The sequence below is a fragment of the Nostoc linckia z4 genome, assembly GCF_002608075.1.
Classification (GTDB): domain Bacteria; phylum Cyanobacteriota; class Cyanobacteriia; order Cyanobacteriales; family Nostocaceae; genus Nostoc; species Nostoc linckia.
This window is the reverse complement of sequence record NZ_LAHA01000056.1, coordinates 56,080-74,232: the sequence shown is the minus strand read 5'-3', so window position 1 is coordinate 74,232 and position 18,153 is coordinate 56,080. Positions and strand designations below refer to the sequence as shown.

The 18,153-nt window shown below is 41.8% G+C and carries 18 protein-coding genes; 8 read left to right on the top strand and 10 right to left on the bottom strand.

Annotated elements, in window-relative coordinates; translation table 11 throughout:
• The first annotated feature begins 116 nt into the window (after nucleotides 1-116).
• A complete protein-coding gene (locus VF06_RS30585; protein ID WP_099069094.1) occupies nucleotides 117-683 on the top strand; it encodes a Uma2 family endonuclease in 567 nt (188 codons plus the stop codon).
• A gap of 114 nt (nucleotides 684-797) precedes the next feature.
• On the opposite strand, the gene murD is transcribed toward VF06_RS30585, so the two are convergent.
• Entirely contained in the window at nucleotides 798-2,339 is a 1,542-nt protein-coding gene (murD, locus tag VF06_RS30580) for a UDP-N-acetylmuramoyl-L-alanine--D-glutamate ligase (RefSeq protein WP_099069095.1), read from the bottom strand.
• 83 nt (nucleotides 2,340-2,422) lie between these two features.
• A complete protein-coding gene (gene glyS, locus VF06_RS30575; RefSeq protein ID WP_099069096.1) occupies nucleotides 2,423-4,576 on the bottom strand; it encodes a glycine--tRNA ligase subunit beta in 2,154 nt (717 codons plus the stop codon).
• A 533-nt stretch (nucleotides 4,577-5,109) separates the two neighbouring features.
• Here glyS and VF06_RS30570 point away from each other — a divergent pair.
• Nucleotides 5,110-5,619: a hypothetical protein gene (locus VF06_RS30570; protein ID WP_099069097.1), complete on the top strand. Its 510-nt coding sequence runs from the start codon at nucleotides 5,110-5,112 to the stop codon at nucleotides 5,617-5,619.
• 247 nt (nucleotides 5,620-5,866) lie between these two features.
• Entirely contained in the window at nucleotides 5,867-7,480 is a 1,614-nt protein-coding gene (locus VF06_RS30565) for an NAD(P)H-quinone oxidoreductase subunit 4 (RefSeq protein ID WP_099069098.1), read from the top strand.
• A 232-nt stretch (nucleotides 7,481-7,712) separates the two neighbouring features.
• Here the strand turns inward: VF06_RS30565 and VF06_RS30560 are convergent, their stop codons facing one another.
• Together VF06_RS30560 and VF06_RS30555 are read right to left on the bottom strand one after the other, a co-directional pair.
• Nucleotides 7,713-7,979 carry a hypothetical protein gene (locus VF06_RS30560; protein ID WP_099069099.1) on the bottom strand — a complete coding sequence of 89 codons (267 nt, stop codon included), beginning with the start codon at nucleotides 7,977-7,979 and terminating at the stop codon, nucleotides 7,713-7,715.
• A 186-nt stretch (nucleotides 7,980-8,165) separates the two neighbouring features.
• Nucleotides 8,166-8,552, bottom strand: coding sequence for a mannose-binding lectin (locus tag VF06_RS30555; RefSeq protein ID WP_099069127.1), 387 nt, complete (start codon nucleotides 8,550-8,552; stop codon nucleotides 8,166-8,168).
• 811 nt (nucleotides 8,553-9,363) lie between these two features.
• Here VF06_RS30555 and VF06_RS30545 point away from each other — a divergent pair.
• From VF06_RS30545 to rplL, 3 genes are all read left to right on the top strand, one after another.
• Nucleotides 9,364-9,564 carry a hypothetical protein gene (locus VF06_RS30545; protein WP_099069100.1) on the top strand — a complete coding sequence of 67 codons (201 nt, stop codon included), beginning with the start codon at nucleotides 9,364-9,366 and terminating at the stop codon, nucleotides 9,562-9,564.
• Nucleotides 9,565-9,878: 314 nt separating this feature from the next.
• Nucleotides 9,879-10,604, top strand: coding sequence for a hypothetical protein (locus VF06_RS30540; RefSeq protein WP_099069101.1), 726 nt, complete (start codon nucleotides 9,879-9,881; stop codon nucleotides 10,602-10,604).
• 270 nt (nucleotides 10,605-10,874) lie between these two features.
• On the top strand, nucleotides 10,875-11,255 hold the full coding sequence (gene rplL / locus VF06_RS30535) for a 50S ribosomal protein L7/L12 (RefSeq protein WP_099069102.1): 381 nt from the start codon (nucleotides 10,875-10,877) through the stop codon (nucleotides 11,253-11,255).
• Here the strand turns inward: rplL and VF06_RS30530 are convergent.
• Nucleotides 11,243-11,431, bottom strand: coding sequence for a hypothetical protein (locus VF06_RS30530; RefSeq protein ID WP_143861735.1), 189 nt, complete (start codon nucleotides 11,429-11,431; stop codon nucleotides 11,243-11,245). The genes rplL and VF06_RS30530 overlap by 13 nt on opposite strands.
• Before the next feature lie 193 nt (nucleotides 11,432-11,624).
• Between VF06_RS30530 and VF06_RS30525 the strand changes: the two genes are divergently transcribed.
• Entirely contained in the window at nucleotides 11,625-13,058 is a 1,434-nt protein-coding gene (locus VF06_RS30525) for a vWA domain-containing protein (protein WP_099069104.1), read from the top strand.
• A 90-nt stretch (nucleotides 13,059-13,148) separates the two neighbouring features.
• On the opposite strand, the gene VF06_RS30520 is transcribed toward VF06_RS30525, so the two are convergent.
• The 3 genes from VF06_RS30520 to VF06_RS30510 all read right to left on the bottom strand — a co-directional run bounded on the left by VF06_RS30520 (nucleotide 13,149) and on the right by VF06_RS30510 (nucleotide 15,570).
• Nucleotides 13,149-13,838, bottom strand: a complete 690-nt coding sequence (locus VF06_RS30520; protein ID WP_099069105.1) for an ElyC/SanA/YdcF family protein — start codon at nucleotides 13,836-13,838, stop codon at nucleotides 13,149-13,151.
• Nucleotides 13,838-14,494, bottom strand: coding sequence for a DUF2301 domain-containing membrane protein (locus tag VF06_RS30515; protein WP_099069106.1), 657 nt, complete (start codon nucleotides 14,492-14,494; stop codon nucleotides 13,838-13,840). The genes VF06_RS30520 and VF06_RS30515 overlap by 1 nt, the downstream gene beginning before the upstream one ends.
• 272 nt (nucleotides 14,495-14,766) lie before the next feature.
• Nucleotides 14,767-15,570, bottom strand: coding sequence for an SAM hydrolase/SAM-dependent halogenase family protein (locus VF06_RS30510; protein ID WP_099069107.1), 804 nt, complete (start codon nucleotides 15,568-15,570; stop codon nucleotides 14,767-14,769).
• Between the two features lie 108 nt (nucleotides 15,571-15,678).
• Here VF06_RS30510 and pirA point away from each other — a divergent pair, with 108 nt between their 5' ends.
• Nucleotides 15,679-15,834: an arginine synthesis PII-interacting regulator PirA gene (pirA, locus tag VF06_RS41475; RefSeq protein WP_180267544.1), complete on the top strand. Its 156-nt coding sequence runs from the start codon at nucleotides 15,679-15,681 to the stop codon at nucleotides 15,832-15,834.
• A gap of 96 nt (nucleotides 15,835-15,930) precedes the next feature.
• Here pirA and VF06_RS43050 read toward each other — a convergent pair whose 3' ends face one another.
• Both VF06_RS43050 and VF06_RS30505 read right to left on the bottom strand, forming a co-directional pair.
• On the bottom strand, nucleotides 15,931-16,062 hold the full coding sequence (locus tag VF06_RS43050; protein WP_257207664.1) for a hypothetical protein: 132 nt from the start codon (nucleotides 16,060-16,062) through the stop codon (nucleotides 15,931-15,933).
• Between the two features lie 349 nt (nucleotides 16,063-16,411).
• Nucleotides 16,412-17,743, bottom strand: a complete 1,332-nt coding sequence (locus VF06_RS30505; RefSeq protein WP_099069108.1) for an alpha/beta hydrolase family protein — start codon at nucleotides 17,741-17,743, stop codon at nucleotides 16,412-16,414.
• Nucleotides 17,744-18,153 lie beyond the last annotated feature (410 nt).

Genomic DNA, 18,153 nt, shown 5'->3' with positions numbered 1-18,153 from the left:
AAACATAGGTAGAATCTAATATCCGGCTAATCACTTATGATTACCACATCTTTAGCAAAATCTCAAAAGCCTCTTCTCCCCTGCCCCTCAATGATAAGTCTTCAACTGGACATGATATGACCATAACTACCTATAAATGGACAATTGAACGCTATCACCAAGCAATAGAAGCAGGAATTTTTGATGACCAGCCGATTGAACTGTTGCGTGGCGATCTGATTGTTATGCCCCCAGAACGAGAACCTCACGCATACTACAATACAGAAGCCGCTGATTATCTCCGTATGTTGCTCGGTGAGCGCGTAAAAATCCGCGATGCCAAACCCATCACCCTGCCAAACGATTCAGAACCTGCGCCCGATGTTGCCATTGTTAAACCTTTAGGTGAGATTTATTTAGAACACCATCCTTACCCTGAAGATATTTTCTGGATTATTGAATTCTCCAAAGCCACCCTCAGCAAAGATTTAGGTGAGAAAAAAGAAATCTACGCCGAGGCTGGCATTATTGAATACTGGGTTGTCAACCTGAAGACTCCGCAATTGCAAGTGTTTTGTGACCTGAAAAATGGGCAATACACAACTGAACTGATACTAACCACAGGGACTATTTCACCCCTGGCCTTTCCTGATATATCCGTCCAAGTTGAACCCCTCATAGGTGCAGCAAAAAAACACAAGTAAATAGACTTGTCCGAAGTATTAACTTAGGAAAAGCAAAATGGTAAACGTTGAAATAAGCGCCTACCATACTCCGCAAATCAGTACTCCATCGCCACCACTAGTTGACACACAAGCCTAGCGGCTTTGAACTATGGACTGTTGACGAGAATTTTCCGAGTTTGAAAGTTCTACTGTGTTGGGTTTGGAGTTTTCCACCCAAGCAAGGCACAGTTGGCGGAAATGGTCGCCCCGTACCTCAAAATTCGGGTATTGGTCGAAACTCGCGCAAGCAGGAGATAGCAAAACTACAGGTGCTTGATATTGCTTGGCTAATTCCGCAGACCTGGGAATTGCCTTTTCCATAGTTTCCACAATTTCATAAGTATAATACCCTACTTCTTTCAAGCGTTGGGCAAAGGCGGGTGCAGCAGAACCAATCAATAACACAGCAGCAGCTTTGCTTTGAATTTGTGCCAGCCAAGCAGTATCATCGCCTGCTTTTGCTTCTCCACCAGCAATTAAAATCGCTGGAGTGTCCACCGATGCCAAGCCAACTTCCGCAGCATCGTAGTTAGTAGCTTTGCTATCGTTAATAAAATTAATACCTTCCCAAGTGCAGATATGTTCTAAACGATGAGCAACGCCAGGAAATTCACTAATTCCACGAGCGATCGCATCGTTATTAATTCCCGCCAACCGCGCTGCTGCTACCGCCATCAAGAGATTTTGCTGGTTATGTTCTCCCACCATCCGCAAAGCAGATATTTTCACAATTCGTTCTGGGGCGGAGGTAGCTGTTAACTTTTCCACAACCCAGCCATCTTCTATATAAAAGCCTTGTTCGCTAATTAAGAAATCTCTTCCTTTGACACTAGTCCAATAAGCATTCGGCCAAGTACTCAAACCCAGCTTGCTCAAGTAAGCATCATCGCCATTAAATACTTGTAACTCAGACTGCCGCAATAACTTGGCTTTGATGTTGTAATAATTCTCTAGAGTTTTATGCCGCGCCAAATGATCTGGCGTAAAAGTCGTCCAAACACCGATGCGAGGTGCTAGGGACGTTGAAGATTCTATTTGATAGCTGCTAAGTTCGGCAATTATCCAATCAAGAGAATTTTGGATTTTAGATTTTGGATTTTGGATTTGATTTTCCTCCCCTGCTCCCCCTGCCTCCCCTGCTCCTCTTCCCTTCCAAGACAGAGCGACTTCACAGGCGGCGTAGCCAATATTACCGCAGGCTGGTGCGTTCAAGCCTGCTGCTTGAAAAACGGCAGCAATTAAAGATGTGGTGGTGGTTTTACCGTTAGTGCCGGTAATTCCTACCCAAGGTAAAGGTTGTAAATGTCGCCAAGCGAGTTCTATTTCGCCGATGGTTTCAATCCCTAGTTCCCGTGCTTTATTTAATACAGGAACATCCCAAGGTACGCCGGGACTGACGACTATTAATTCTGGTAAATTAGCACCATTCAAGTCTGGAGATTGACCGAGTTTTACGGTTATTTGTTCGGCAGCTAGTTCTTGTTGTTGTTGGAGAAGGGTCTCGGAGGTGTTACGTTCAGCTAAGCTCTCAGCACTAGCGGAATCACTCAGTTGCACCTCCCAACCTTCCCGTTTCAACAATCTCGCCGCAGCAACACCGGACTTTCCAAATCCAATTACAGTAGCTCTGGACATAGATTGCAGCAGAGATCCCTGGTTAAGCACTCCTTATACTAACGTTTATTGGCAAAAATTACACAACTTTTTGTTGGTCTACGCTACAGATTTTTGACAATTGCTCCGAAATCAGCTAAAACACGGGCATGATTGCGAACTAATCCCAATAGATGTAATCGATTACGCTTAATTTCTGGATCGGAGTCCATTACTAAAACGCTATCTGGCCCGTCAAAGAAGTTACTAACTGTAGGAGCAATTTTTGTCAATGCTGCTACTAGCAGTTGATAGTTTCTGGTTTGTTGTGCTGCTTGAGTTTCTGGCACTAAATCCACTAAGGCTTTATACAAAGCTACTTCGGACGGCTTTTGGAATAGTTCTTCACGGATTAAGCTTGTGGGTTCTAGCTGTTTTTTATCCAAATCCCCTTGGGCGGCTAGGCGTGTGGAACGGTTAACGGTTTCGTAGATGGTATCTAAGATGCCGTTGTTACGAATTTGTTGCAGATATAAAGCGCGATCGCGCACATCTAACAAATCCTTTAATGCCCGCTCTGTATATTCTGGGTCGTTTTCACCCAAAACTGCATTCACTAAGTCGTAATCAATTTGTTTTTCTTCTTGCAATAAAGTCCGAATGCGTTGTAAGAAAAATTCTTGTAATGTTGCTGTTAATGATGCCAAATCTTTTTGATATTTTGCCGCAAAATCTGTTGCAATTTGCAACAGTAAGTCATCTAATTTAATTGGTAGATTAGCAAACCACGTAATTTTTACTACTGCATTGGCGGCACGACGTAAAGCAAAAGGATCGGAAGAACCGGAAGGAATTAAACCTAAACCGAAGATACTCACTAAAGTATCTAATCTATCTGCTAACCCCACCACTTGACCTGTGAGTGTTTCTGGTAAATTGTCACCGGCTCCTGTTGGCAAGTAATGTTGAAAAATTGCCTTTGCGACTTCGCTATCTTCACCGCTAGCTAAGGCATATTTTTCTCCCATAATCCCTTGTAATTCAGGGAATTCGTACACCATTTGGGTAACTAAATCTGCTTTACATAATAAAGCCGCACGCTGGATTTTTTGGCTTTGCTCTGGTGTTAATGTTAATTGCTGACTAATTTGCTCAGAAATCTTAACTATTCTATCTACCTTGAGACGCAAAGAACCCAATTGTTCTTGGAAAGTAACTGTTTCTAATTTGGGTAAAAAGCTTTCTAAAGGCTTAGCCAAATCAGCTTCGTAAAAAAATCTGCCGTCAGCTAATCTAGCGCGAATTACCCTCTCATTACCCACAGCTACAATATCTGATTTTTGAGGATCGGCGTTAGAAATAGTGATGAAATTTGGCAGTAATTCTTGCTGAAAACTTCCTGGTTTAAATACAGGAAAATAACGCTGATGAGTTACCATAACTTCAGTAATTACTTCAGTTGGTAATTCCAAAAATTCTGGTTCAAATTTACCGACAACTGCCGAAGGATATTCTACCAGGTTGATGACTTCTTCTAACAAATCGGGGTAAATTACTGTATGTCCGCCTAAATTTTCGGCTACTGTATTTACTTGCTGTTTGATAACATTTGCCCGTTCTTCTGGATCGACGGTAACGTAGGCAGATTTTAGGGTGGTAATATAATCTGTAGCCTGGGGAATTGTCACAGGTTGAGGATGTAAGACGCGATGACCTTGAGTGTGGCGATCGCTCTGAATCGTTTTAGAACCATTTACCAATTCTAAAGGCAGCACCGTATCATCTAACAAAGCCACAAGCCAACGAATTGGTCGAGAAAATCTCGCATCTCCATCACCCCAACGCATCAACCGCTTACCTTCCAAGCCCCAAATCCATTGGGGAATCAATTCTGTCAAAATTTCTGCCACAGGACGGCCATCCACTCTTTTTTGCACAAACACAAAATCCCCTTTATCAGTGGGGCGAATAGACAGCGCATGTATTTGCACACCCTGTTTTTTGGCAAAGCCCACTGCTGCTGGTGTCGGTTGACCATCTTTAAAGGCCGCACTAGCTGGAGGCCCTTTAATTTCTTCTTCCCGGTCTGGTTGTTGGGATGGTAAACCTGTAATCAATACCGCTAAACGCCGGGGAGTCCCGTACACCTCAACGCTTTCGGCTTTGAGGCTATTTGCTTCCAAACTTCGAGGAATGCGCTCTTGCCATTGCGATAAGGCATCACTGAGAAAGCTTGCAGGTAGTTCTTCTGTACCAATTTCTAATAAAAAAGCAGGCATAGGTCACTGTTTTTAACTTTGCGTAGCTCAACTTTATGCAGTTGATTCCAACAGTTTACCTTGCCGCAATGCTGCCGTATGGGCTGTAAAACACTTTTAACTAATTCCGCAAAATTCTTCATCCTTGGGGACTTCCAGAGAATAAATTAGCCCCTTCAGGTAGGGAGTCGGGTCAAAATAATTCATAATTAATAATTACTATAAGAATCCTATAGGACTCATATTTGATTTCTCTGAAGCTAGTAGTTCGCTTTGGTGACGCAAGCGGGGTAAAGGGTAAAGGGTAAAGGGGAAAGGTTTTAAATCCCTTACCCTTTTCCCCTTTCCCTTTCCCCAGCCCTCACCTAGCAAAGTTAACTTGCCAGACTACTAGGTACACTTTTATTCCTTCTTAGCTGTTAAGAGTTCCTTTCCTATCGCGCTTGCGCTGCGCGAACGCCCACCACGCAAATTTTTTCAGGAATCAAATCGGATTCCCACATCATCTACAGATTTTCTTAAATACCTACCCTTGAAAGCTCCCCACTCGCCCTATGGATCGAATTCAAGCTGAAATAGCAACGCTGAAATCTCAAATACAAGTCCTCCAGCAAGAACGCGCTGCACTCACTATTAATAATGTAAATTTAGCCGAAAATGATTCACCCTTGGCAATGGTTGAGGCTTTCCGTCGCCAAGCTAGAGAAAATCCTCAATTATCTGCTGAACTCAAGGGTATAGATGATGCAGTTGCAGCGCTGGAATTGCAACTACAACAAAAACAAGCTGAATTAGCTCGTTGGCAAATTGAATCAAAACAACTTACCCAACAACAACAGCTAGAGGAAGCGAAAAAAGTAGCTCAAGTTCACGCTCAACGCATTAACCAACTCGCAGCCGAACTAGCTACCGAAATCCGCTTACTAAAAGCCTGCGCCGATGAGCTTAGTCCTATGTATTGGCAAGTCTATTACAAGCCTTTCATCACTGGGTTCAAGACAATCTCTGTTCCCCATGTCCGCTCAGATGGTGAAGTCTGGACGATTGTCAACCGTATTGTGTGAAATATGAGCCAATACTCATAAATCAATAATCAGGCTAAATTCTAGCTGAGGACGGTGGCATAAGCCGCCGTTTTTTGTTGACGTTGCAAAACTTTACATTTAGAATGGGCTAGAGTAGTTCAAACTGAGTATTTATTCCTATCAATAATTAAGATTTTATCTTTCAAAGGAAAGCGCGTTTACAAAAATACAAATAGCTTAATATAATGTAATTAAAAGCGAAAAGTGAAATTGATTGTCAGAAGTGATGAATGCTATGGAATATCCTTGGCTAACAGCCATAATTGCTTTGCCCCTGGTGGCTGCCTTAGCCATCCCGTTAATCCCAGATAAAGAAGGTAAAACTGTTCGTTGGTACGCTTTATTCGTTGCTTTTGCAGATTTCGCATTGATGATTTATACCTTTTGGTATAGATATGATTTCCAAAGTTCAACGCTGCAACTCATAGAAAACTATCCTTGGATACCGCAGTTAGGTTTAAATTGGGCTGTTGGGGTTGATGGTTTATCGATGCCCTTGATACTTCTGACAGGCTTAATCAATACCCTCGCAATATTCGCGGCTTGGAAAGTTACCAACAAGCCGCGATTATTTTACGGTTTGATGCTAGCGATGTATAGCGCTCAGCTTGGTGTATTTCTTGCTCAAGATTTACTGTTGTTCTTCTTAATGTGGGAAATCGAGTTAGTGCCGGTTTACCTGCTGATTTCCATCTGGGGAGGACAAAATCGCCGCTATGCAGCCACTAAGTTTATTCTTTACACTGCTGCTGCTTCAATCTTCATCTTGGTAGCGGGTTTTGCGATGGCATTCTCAGGAGATACCGTCACCTTCGATATGGCGACTCTGGGAATGAAAGAATATCCCAAAGCTTTTGAACTATTAGTCTACGCAGGTTTCTTAATTGCCTTTGGTGTAAAACTGCCAATCTTCCCTTTACACACTTGGCTACCCGATGCTCACGGTGAAGCATCAGCACCCGGTTCGATGATTTTAGCTGGTGTGTTATTGAAAATGGGTGGTTATGCTCTCATCCGCATCAACGTTGAGATGCTGCCTAATGCCCATGTTTACTTTGCTCCAGTGCTGGCGATTTTAGGTGTAGTGAACATTGTCTACGGTGCTTGCTGTGCTTTTGCTCAAACCAATCTCAAGCGTCGCTTGGCTTACTCTTCAATTGCCCACATGGGGTTTGTGCTGATTGGAATTGCCTCCTACACAGAACTTGGCATCAGCGGCGCTGTATTACAAATGGTTTCCCACGGTTTGATAGCTGCTAGCTTGTTCTTCTTATCTGGTGTCACTTACGATCGCACCCACACCTTGATGATGGATAAAATGGGTGGAATCGCAAAAGTAATGCCCAAAACTTTTGCTCTGTTTACCGTTGGCTCAATGGCTTCCCTGGCTTTACCAGGAATGAGTGGCTTTGTTGGTGAGTTGATGGTATTTCTAGGTATCGCCACCAGCGATGTTTACAGTTCTAGCTTTAAAGTTGTAGTGGTGCTGCTGTCAGCAGTGGGCGTGATTTTGACACCAATTTACTTGCTCTCAATGCTGCGTCAAGTATTCTACGGAAATCAAAATCAAGAGTTGCACTTGGATGCTGTAGTATCTGATGTCAAACCCCGCGAACTCTTCATTACCGCTTGTCTACTGCTACCAATCATCGGTATCGGTTTCTATCCCAAATTGGCAACGCAGACTTATGATGTTAAAGCAGTAGAAGTAGCTGCTCATGCTCGTCAAGTTCTACCAGTTGTTGCTCACCAACAACCATCAAGTCTCTACTCGCGTATTTTTACAGCGCCAACCTTGGCTAGTTCTCAAGTCGAAACTTTAGTTAATATTTCAAAGTAAAATATACATCCTATAAAGGATGGTGGAATTAAATTCTAATTTGAGGGGAATAAAGGGGTAGTTACACAACTACCCCTAAAATTTTGTTGTCAGAAATTAGAATTCAGAATTCTGAATTGAGTAAATTGGATTGAGAGCGGACACAATATAGTAAGCCTATTTGGTTACTTGAAAAATATCAATGGTGGCTGTTAACAGTCAACAGTCAACAGTCAACACCATACTGCAAAATTTATCCAAATACTAAATCTGGTTCTTCACAGAAGTTAAATAAAGCTGAATCACTTTCTGAATCATCTTCAAATACAGCAGAGATGTACCATTCACAGGGAGAATTATTTGTATATTCTGCCCAGGCAATTGTTACTGATTCACCCACAGGAATTCCTTCTTCGGAAAGGGTAAATTGAGACCAATCTTCATCATCAGGAGATGCCCACAATTCTGTAATTGCTAAGTCGGTGTTATTAGTGACGGAAAACGTAAACTGGTCTGACATATATGTTCTACCTTTTTTTAAGTAAATTGCACCCTGAGATTATCCAATCTAATTGTGGGGTGGGCGTCTCGCCTACCTGCAACAAAGCGCAGGTAAGATTCCTACCCCACAAGATTGGATAGTTGATGAGTTGGAAGTTTTTAATACTTCCTTTTTCAGGGATTAGAAGATGTTGACTGTTCTAGATTATTCAAACTTAAGCTGACCGTCAATATTGGCAATATGCTCATCAAGATTGATGTAGCTTCCTAGATATGTTTCTCCGTCTGCTCTTTCACACTCAGCACGAAGCCTGTTTTTACCAGCTAAACCAATATTGTCGCAAGTCAGAGCAAATTTATCTCCATCCCAACTTAAAGTGCCATCGAGATTTGCGATATATGGATTTAAGTCGATAGAAGTTGCAGAAAGAGTATATCCATCAGCTTTTTCACAGCTAGCCGTTAGGGTAGAACCTTCGAGACTAATGTTATTGCAGGTTTGAGAAAACTCACCAGTTGCCCAAGCGTTGGCGATCGCCATATTAAAGCTCAGCAACAGCGCACACAAAAAAGTTACACAAATTTTCAGCATTAGTTGTTTGTCCTTAAAATTGATTAAACCAATCCAGCGCAAATTTTATACCCTCCTATTTTTTGAGAGATAAAAAATAATAGTTTTTTAACCATGCTTACTTTAGACTCTAGTCATCTTTAAAACGCTAGAAACCAACGCCGCTAACTGTCATAGCCTCCGCCAATTCCCTGCCTAGTAATTGTAATAATTACAACTTTTTGTAAATTCATACTACTGGCTCCCTCATAGACCAAAAAATTTGTAGTATACCCTTGACATCATGTAACTTGTGTATTACAAATGTATTATGAAAACAAAAACCTCTCCAAGAGGTCAAAGCAAGACATCTCAGAACCTAGACAACTGAATAGCTAGTTATAACTTTTGGGGTCGCGATTGGCGTTCGTCTGCTCCGAAACCAACAAACGGACGGTTGCAGGATTCGGGTTCAATTCCCGACGACTCCATTAGGCTTTAATTGTTACTGAAAATGGCTTTAAAGCCTAAAGCTACGACAAAAATAACTTAATTTTTGGCGTTTTCTTACAGGAATAATTTCTATTATTCTTAACAAACTTGGGTCTGTAACTCTAATGGTAGAGCGCCCAGATTCACTTGTGCCCTAACAGAAAAAGCTTACATACTAGCTCAAAAGCAGAGCAATCGTCTAGTAAACGATAAGTTGCAGGTGCGATTCCTGTGTGTGTTACCACAGCTTTTTCAACTTGCACGAGGTGTGAGTGCAACTCTCACAGGGAAGGTATCGGTTCAATTCCGGTCAGATCCACTAAATAATTTGTAATTTGTAATTAGAAAAGAGGTGATTGTGATGGTTCATATTCGATTTGAAGGACGTTCTGTTGATGTTGTTGAAACACAACTGGGAATTACAGCAAGTATGAACGATGTAGCAGTGAAAGAACGGGTAGCGCGGCATTTAGATGTAAATAGCGATCGCCTTTCTGCTTACGTAGTCGATCGGCGTCCCAGCGGCGATTTAATTGTGCGTCCGGAAGCTGTCTATGGTTAGATAAATTCTTGGCGTCCCCGTGTCTTCTTTCCGCACCCTAACTTGTAAAGCCTACACACCATCCGGCAACGGAAATACAGGTACCCTGCGGGAACGCTACGCGAACGATTCCTGTCGCTTCCACTGATGGGAGCGTAGCCAAATTGGTAAAGGCAACTGTGAAAATTGCTTTGCTAACTTGTGCGGAATTTCAATTATTTAAATTGTATTTATCTATTAACCAATCACTTACATGGAGGTGAGTTCAATGATGTTCGCAAATTTATGTTTAATCAAAACTCAACTAGTAAAACAATATTTAAATAAAATGAGATATGAGCGAACATCGTTTGAGCGAAATTGTGATTGAACGTCCTCGTGTTGGTAAGAGAATTAGTCTCAAAAAAGTGACCGGTTTTAAAAAGCAATTAGACAACATCACCAAAGAAGCGAGTGAAGACGGATTATTTAATCACTACTTAATTAAAGCAACGAAAAAAACTAAATATCCTTCAGATCATCTCGGCCCTTTGCGTCGGTTTTTGCGCTCAAAAGCTGGACAACCGTGGAATGATGTTTACAGCCAACTATGTGAACGATTGGATACCAAAACAATGGCAGGACAGCATGTCATTAGTCATTTGTGGCATTATGTTGAACGCCATGTACAAATCATTGACGGTGATGTTTATAGTAAGCCTGACCGTGGGCATCCAATTCTGTTAGATGGAAGTTACCGCAATAGCTTTTATGTCCATCCGGAAACTGGTATTCTTTGTGCTGTACAGAATATACCTCGAAAGCAGAAACAAAGGCAGCAGGAAACTGATGTTGTCATCGTCGATCGTTATCATCAATACCACAAACTCAACGATATTTGGTATCTAATTACCTTTGAAGATTTTCCATCATCAACTAATTATGTGCAGGATATTCTGAAAGGTTTCATTCATTCTTCTCGTGCCGACACTTATAAAGGTAGCAGAATTTACGCTGTAAAGAAACAACAGTGTAGTAAAAAAGAAATTCGATTTATTTTAAATCAAATTTCTGAAAACTAAAATATTCACTTCGTGCCCTAACCGAAAAAGCTTACATACTAGCCGAATTGGAACAGGCACTTGAATCAAGCTCAAGCAATTATGGGTTCAAATCCCATGTGTGAATCAACAGCTTTTTCAACTTGCACGAAGTGATTCAATTTTGGATTTTAGATTTTAGATTTTGGATTAAAAATCAGAATTCAGAATTCAGAATTCAAAATTCAAATAAAACGTATTTGCTGGACTTACAAATAATACTAATTGAATTTAGTATGATTCGAGGCTGTTATGTCTGTAAAAACTCTGGAAATTTTAGAAAAAATCAAGTCTTTAAATATTAATGAAACTGCCCAATTAGTAAAGCAAATTGAAGTAACTTTCAATGTCGATATATCCACACCAAAATTCCTTCAGATTGACAAGCGAGATGAGGATCAAACTCAACCGCAGATTCAAACGGAATTTGATGTCTTGTTGGTATCGGTTCCAGCAGAGAAAAAGATTGCCTTACTCAAGGTCATCAGGACGGTGACAGGACTGGGACTCAAAGAAGCCAAAGATTTTGTGGAATCCCTACCTCAAGTCCTTCAGACAGGACTAAATCAGGAAACAGCTGAAATTCTCAAGCAGCAGCTAGAGGAGACAGGAGCAGTTGTTTATTTGAAGTAATGGGAATTGGGCATGGGGCATTGGGCATTGGGCATTGGGCAAGCAGGAAGTGTGGGAGGTGTGGGAGGATGGTGAAAAAATCTTTCCCCCCACACTCCCCACACTCCCCACACTCCCCATCTCCCCATCTCCCCATCTCCCCATCTTCCCATCTCCCCATCTTCCCATCTCCCCATCTCCCCATCTCCCCCAGTCCCCAATCCCTCGGCAGTTGTTGTCGCGCCCTCATCGCAGAAGCTTATATAACTCTGCAACTTGCGCGGTGACTGTATCACACGGCGTCCAACATCTGCCTCCTACAATTTTAGATTTTAGATTGCAATCCAAAATCTAAAATCTAAAATCTAAAATTTCTCAAGGAGGTTAAATATGAATACCGCAGAACGTGACCTGCGCTTGGAAATGCTCAACAGTTTGCTGACAACTCCTCACCGCAAACTTGAGCAAGTCGCAGAAATTCACAAGTTAATTGTTGAACTCGATCCTATTTTCTACGGACACCTGGCAGTTTGGTATCAGCGTCATGGTGATGTCCGCGACCACAAGGAAGTGTTTGTTGCTCACTTACTAACCAGCAATTTGGTTGAACACCGTGACGCCGGATTTATGATGCTGCAAGAGTTTCCACCTTATCAGGTGGCGCGTGTAGTGGACTTTATGAAGCAGCAGCAAAATAAACTGCCTCGTTCGGCTCGAACTGCGGTGCGGCGTTATTTGAAGACACGGGAAAGCAATCCGGCTTTGTTCGATCGCGCTGCGTTGCGGGGTCGTAAGGCAATGAAGCACTTGTATGCTTCGCTGCACATCAAGCCAAATGAACGGGCAAATGCGATTCTATTTTGCGATACTCCGCCAGAGGGTTCCTTAGCAGATATCCTCAAACGGCTTGCCAAGGCGGAAAGCGCGGCAGAACAAGCACGGCTGATTGTGGAATTCAACATTCCCTATACAATTGCCATCGGTGCAATTAAACAACTCACACCAGTTGTGCTGGTGGCGTTAATCAACAGCATGACTCCCCAGGAAGTTATTAATAACCTCAAGTCACTCCAAGCTAGAGGTGCAATGGATCATCCAGAAGTCAAGAAGCTGATTGATTCAAAACTGGAAGCAGCATCTAAAAGTGGACGTGTGGCAGCATTCAAAGCCCAGGTTGCGGCAGACACCGCAGATTTAGATGCAGACACCGTTGCACGTTTAGAAAAAGTGACCAACGAACAGGTGAAACGCCGTGGTGCGATCGCTCGCCCAACTGCTTTACTGGTGGATAAGTCTGGTTCAATGGAAAATGCGATCGCCCTTGGTAAGCAACTCGGTGCGTTAATCTCTGGTATCGCTCAAGCAGAATTGTTTGTCTACGCCTTCGACACCATTCCTTATGCTGTCACCGCAAAGGGTAAAGAGTTAACTGACTGGGAACGTGCTTTTAAGCACATCAATGCAGGCGGCGGTACTAGTATTGGTTCTGCGTTGGAAGCAATGCGGAAAAAAAAGCAGGTTGTTGACCAGATTATTCTGGTAACCGATGAAGGGGAAAATGCTACACCTTACTTCAACGAAGTCTACAAAACCTATTGTCGAGAGTTTGCTGTAATTCCTAATGTGGTGATTGTCCGCGTAGGTAGTCATTACAACTGGGTAGAAAGTCAACTAAAGCAGCAGCAAGCACCTGTGGAAACCTTTACTTTTGAGGGTGATTACTACAGCTTGCCTAACCTCGTTCCACTCCTAACGCGTCCCTCTCGTTTGGATTTGCTGATGGAGATTTTGGATATGCCGTTACCTGTGCGAGAGGATAAGTAGATTTGCACCCCTCCCCTTAATCCCCTCCCCGCCAGCGAGGAGGGGAAATCATAATAAATCCGGTTTGCAACGCCAATTTTTAAATTATTTTTAAGCTTTCCAACTCAAAAATCGTGCATAAACATAAGCAATTGTTTCATCAAGAACAGTCCGCACACCTTGGCTAGAACCCCACCATTTCTGTGGATCGTAATCTTGAGTTTTGGCAGCAATTACCCCGACTTGAATTTCTGGATAGAGTATTTTTTTAAAAATTAACCAACTCCTACGGGTATGAACATCCAAGGAAAAAAGATTTATTGATTCTACTTTTATATTGGAATTGGATAGCCAGCGATAAAATTCAGCAGCAGAGGCGTAACTACGATCTTTAACTACATAAGGTGTGGGAACAGCTACTACTTTTTCTGCTTCTAAACCAAGTTTATTAAAGGTGGCGGCTGTCACTTCTGCGAAATTATTGTATCCAGTCAGGTAAGTTCCTTTTCCTAATGTACCTCCTGTGGTAATTATTTGACGATAAGAACCGTTTTTAAATTCTATTAACGCTTCTTCTATGGCATAATCTGGTAGCCATCCTTCAACAACTAATATTTCTGCTGATTTGAGAGGGGAAGTTACGGCGAGATATGAGTGTACATGAGTAATACTCAAAAATATTAAATAAGCAATCACAGCGATTGCAATCGCCCACCCCGGAGCCGTAAGTGTCCACATTTCTTGGCGTTTTATTAGTTTGATTTTGAGAAATTTTTGACGCCGACGTTTTTTTGTCTGCATTAAACTTTAGCGAGACGCTGTTCTTTCAAATAAGTAAATACAGACTTATCGCCAATGTCGGCAGGAATTGGTTGCACAGTCTTTCGCAGAGCAAATACCAAAAACAACGTTGCCCAAATTCCTAATAAAATACCTTCCCAGTGAATTGGTAAAACTCCTACCAAATGTCCTAATAATAATAGTGGTACTATGGGAGTTAATACTTTAGTTTCCAGGCGGTTGAAGCAAAAAGCTTCTTTAAAATAAATACCTGTTAAAGCAACAAAGATAAAACCAACTCCAAATAAAGTAATGGGCTGATTGTATACCGTAACAGCCAAAGGTTGACTACTAGATAGTGCTAAAATTACGGATGTGATAGTACCGATCGCCCAAAAAATTTGCAACATTCGGTGTAGTATTAACATGTATATATGAATCGTAAATAAACTTACACCAAGAGCCAAAATAAAACAAGCATATAAGGGTGTCAGCACAGTTAGAACAGTCTGGTTGTTGTTAAGCAAAACCAAACCGCTACCAAGGGCAAAGCTGAGTGCAGCTATCATTAAGCCAGCGCGGTAAATAATTACGCCAGTGCGATCGTGTGAAGTGATTGTAAATTCCCCAAACTGACCTTGATAAACTTGTGGTGTAGGTAGTGTTTGCGTAGTCATAGCTAAGAATGTAGTTATGATTCAAAGTAGAGTGTTACGGTAAATTGCTGAATGGTACTTTTATTATTATCAGCAATGAGACGGATTTAATGTGAGTTTTTCTAAAAGTATGCACTAGGATATATGAATAATTAGATTTTTAAATTTAAGATGTGTTGACTTTTGACGGTTGACTGATACGAGCCAGTTGGTTCCAAGAGTTAAACCACCAACAATACACTGGCCACCGTTACCCGTCAACAATCAACAGTCAACAAAGACTTTTAGTTTTGTCAGCAAAACCATACATGTAGGGCATCTTCTAAATTAAGTTGTAACTGTAAGCGAGCATTGCCGCTATTGACGGCAATTTCTACCCAGCCGTGACTGCCAACCAAAGCCATCAGCTCTCCCACTTTGACACTACTATAAGTTTCGCATCCTGGTATACTCAACCCAGCAGCTTGGACATACCAGCTTTTACCGTCAACGTAACTTCCAGGAATATTACTGACTAAGTTGCCAAAGCCATCTATATATTGAATGCAACCCACTACACCGGTGGTAGTCTGCTTGCACTCGCGGATATCTAGCTTCACCAAACTGGCTAAATCGATTTCTTGTCCTAGCTGTTTGAGGGGAATACCACTGGCAAGATGAGCTGCCACTGGTGCAAAAATATCTCTACCGTGAAAAGTCTTACTTGGTTGGGGAGTCCGCCAAAAGTTAAGATTTGTGAGTTCCACAGCTGCCATCGCCGGACTCTGGCTTAATACTCCACTGAAAATGCCATTATCTGGCCCCACAAGAAACCCTTGAGCAAATTCTACTGCGATCGCCCGTCGCCTACTGCCCACACCTGGATCTACCACTGCTAGATGCACTGTGCCAATTGGGAAATAAAGGTAAGCATTCATCAAAGAAAAACGGGCTGCGGCCATGTCTTGCGGTGGAATTTGATGTGTTAAGTCCACCATCATGATTTGAGCGTTAATTTGCGCTATTACTCCCTTCATCACCCCCACATAGACATCGCGATCGCCAAAATCGCTTAATAAAGTCACCAGTGGTTGTTCGCTAATCCTATCCTCAGACATAGCTTGACTAAAATTTAGATTTATTCAGAAATTTCTGTAGCAACAGCTACAAAATATATGCTAAGTTAAGAATACAAGACATAAAAGCAAAAATAAGAGGTAATTCCTATGAATCAAGGTAGATTACAAGCTGCCAGAAAAGCCAGAGAAGCTCACAGAGAGAATATTCAAAAAAGCCTAGAACATCGCTTGCAAGTAGCCAGAGCAAAAGGCGACGAACAGCTGATTCGTCAACTAGAAGCTGAGATGAGATATTCGACCTAAATCAAGTTTTCACTGTTCATAGTTTTGTTGTGTACCCCGCTACGGCGGGTTTTTGTGTTTTCAGGGAGTTCTAGTACCAATTTTGGATTTTAGATTTTAGATTACAGCTTTTAGAGTTTTGATAATTACTGAAGTTCGTTCCGATTCTTTGAAAGCACGATAAATACAGGTATTTATACCATCAAAAATAACTTTGATGAGATTGTAATCGGCAAGAATAATATTCATGTTGATTTTGTCAGAAGGCAGAAGTACGAGGGCAGAGGGCAGAAGGAACCCACACTTAAAAGTATGGGATTGAGGCAATGACGTTTTATACCTAGCTGCAAGCAGTTTCGGTATAATTCTTGTTTTTGAGTGGGCTTTAGACCCATAACTAAAGTTTTTATTAATAGTTCTTTCCTTCTGCCTTCTGCCTCCTGCCCTCTGCCTTTCTTTGTCACTTGAGTGACATCAATTCTTAATCAGCTAAAAAACTTATTGTGGCAGTAAAAAGATAATGTCACAAGTGACGGTACTCTGTAGCCATACCGTCACTTGTGACATTTACGTAAGTTCTGTTTGTTTTCTATGTGTCTTATACAGTTACAAAATAGTTTGCACTCAGGCTGAGGTTGGTGGAACCTTGAATGATGGCAATTAGTTCGGGGGTATTTTCATTCAGGAACAAGGCTGTACCGGTAGCCAAACCAGTGGGTGCTGCGCCTAAGGTATAGCTAGACTTGAAGCCAGATAATTGCAGTGTGTCTTCAGTAGGGTTGAAATCAGCAATCAGGGCATAGTCGCCTAATCCAGAAGTGCTGGTATTGCCATCATTGTAAAAAATACCGACAGTAGTACCTAAAATAAAGCGATCGCTCCCACTACCTCCGGTTAAACGGTCAAATTCACTAACACCGATTGTGACTGTATCTGCTCCTGTAAGTACGTCATTACCTTCATCTCCAAACAAGCGATCGCTTCCAGTACCACCAAAGACAGAATCATTACCACGCCCACCGTAGAGAAGATCGTTGCCACTATCGCCAAACAAGGAATCATTGGCATCGCCCCCTGTGATGTAGTCATTTCCTGCATTGCCACGAATGGTATCACTGCCTGCACCACCGGCTTGAGTATCATTGTTAACTGTACCCACAAGATTGAGAGCAACAATAGTCTGATTGTTTTTAGTTGTGGCATCATTCTGGCCAGTAAATCCACCATTGACTACTCTGTTCAAGTTGAGAAAAACGCTGTTGGACTGAGTAAAGCTATAGCCTTGGAGTAATTGTGTATACAGAGTGTGGGCATAGCTGTGATTGCCTGCAAAATTCCACTGTCCAGGCTGGAATAAGTCGTTCCAGTTGGCATAAACATCAAGGGTAGCCAACCGAGCATCATAGCCCAAGGTTTCACTGGTATGTAATGCGACAACCCGACTGGCATCAGTGGGATCTAGGCGATCGCTAGCTGCTTTGCCTTCAAACTCAGGGCCAGCGGGATCTAATCCTACTATTTGAGCAATAGAACGCCCAGTAGATGCCTTGTAGCTAGAACCAGCGAATCCGGCAACGTGCGCTCCCAGACTATGACCGATAAAGTTGGTATAAGTGGGATCTACGCCATTATTTATTAAGTAGGCAGCCAACTGATTACCCACATCCCGCGTTCTACCAGCCGAAGTTGGATACCACCACGAACTAGCTGCTTCTTCCCAATCTACCAAAATGATGTTGGCATTGGACTCCCGCTGTCGAATGGTTTGGGCTATGTTTGCCATCCAGTCTACAGGTTGATAGTTATTATTTGCGTTGCCACCAGTACTTTGATAACCATGAATTACAACATAGGTTGGTGCATCCGAACTAATGCCCCCCGAACGGTTGATAGAACCGTTACCCCAAACGTTAAAGCTGACTTGAACCATACTAAAAAAAATCCTATGGCAAAATGTTTTGTTTCTTGCTCTGAAAGTTGTTTGACACCAAAAATTTCACTTAATTGATTGCTGAGATGGCTGCAATCGATTAAATGTTGAAAAAAGAATATTTTATGATGTCAATTTTATTTAAAAATAATTCTACATAATACCAAAAACCTTATAAAAACGTTATATTTAAACATCTTGATTTTTCATTAAAATTTGAGCAAATTCATTTTTTGATATAACTAAGATACAGATAATTATTTAATCTTTTGGTAAAAGAAAGTATAAATTTAATTTAAGATTAAAGATTTTGAAGGACTTTTGCAATAAAATCCCTGAATTGCACGCACAATAAACAATGAAAATGTCTTGATTTTCCCAGTTAGCAGTCCCTATTTTCAAGGCCAGTT

Coding starts and splice junctions, on each gene's coding strand:
- glyS (WP_099069096.1), bottom strand. CDS start 4,576: ATGCCTGCTTTTTTATTAGAAATTGGTACAGAAGAACTACCTGCAAGC.
- VF06_RS43050 (WP_257207664.1), bottom strand. CDS start 16,062: ATGAATATTATTCTTGCCGATTACAATCTCATCAAAGTTATTTTTGAT.
- VF06_RS30520 (WP_099069105.1), bottom strand. CDS start 13,838: ATGCAGACAAAAAAACGTCGGCGTCAAAAATTTCTCAAAATCAAACTA.
- VF06_RS30540 (WP_099069101.1), top strand. CDS start 9,879: ATGAGCGAACATCGTTTGAGCGAAATTGTGATTGAACGTCCTCGTGTT.
- VF06_RS30570 (WP_099069097.1), top strand. CDS start 5,110: ATGGATCGAATTCAAGCTGAAATAGCAACGCTGAAATCTCAAATACAA.
- murD (WP_099069095.1), bottom strand. CDS start 2,339: ATGTCCAGAGCTACTGTAATTGGATTTGGAAAGTCCGGTGTTGCTGCG.
- VF06_RS30560 (WP_099069099.1), bottom strand. CDS start 7,979: ATGTCAGACCAGTTTACGTTTTCCGTCACTAATAACACCGACTTAGCA.
- VF06_RS30555 (WP_099069127.1), bottom strand. CDS start 8,552: ATGCTGAAAATTTGTGTAACTTTTTTGTGTGCGCTGTTGCTGAGCTTT.
- VF06_RS30545 (WP_099069100.1), top strand. CDS start 9,364: ATGGTTCATATTCGATTTGAAGGACGTTCTGTTGATGTTGTTGAAACA.
- VF06_RS30510 (WP_099069107.1), bottom strand. CDS start 15,570: ATGTCTGAGGATAGGATTAGCGAACAACCACTGGTGACTTTATTAAGC.
- pirA (WP_180267544.1), top strand. CDS start 15,679: ATGAATCAAGGTAGATTACAAGCTGCCAGAAAAGCCAGAGAAGCTCAC.
- VF06_RS30525 (WP_099069104.1), top strand. CDS start 11,625: ATGAATACCGCAGAACGTGACCTGCGCTTGGAAATGCTCAACAGTTTG.
- VF06_RS30585 (WP_099069094.1), top strand. CDS start 117: ATGACCATAACTACCTATAAATGGACAATTGAACGCTATCACCAAGCA.
- VF06_RS30565 (WP_099069098.1), top strand. CDS start 5,867: ATGAATGCTATGGAATATCCTTGGCTAACAGCCATAATTGCTTTGCCC.
- rplL (WP_099069102.1), top strand. CDS start 10,875: ATGTCTGTAAAAACTCTGGAAATTTTAGAAAAAATCAAGTCTTTAAAT.
- VF06_RS30505 (WP_099069108.1), bottom strand. CDS start 17,743: ATGGTTCAAGTCAGCTTTAACGTTTGGGGTAACGGTTCTATCAACCGT.
- VF06_RS30515 (WP_099069106.1), bottom strand. CDS start 14,494: ATGACTACGCAAACACTACCTACACCACAAGTTTATCAAGGTCAGTTT.
- VF06_RS30530 (WP_143861735.1), bottom strand. CDS start 11,431: ATGGGGAGATGGGAAGATGGGGAGATGGGAAGATGGGGAGATGGGGAG.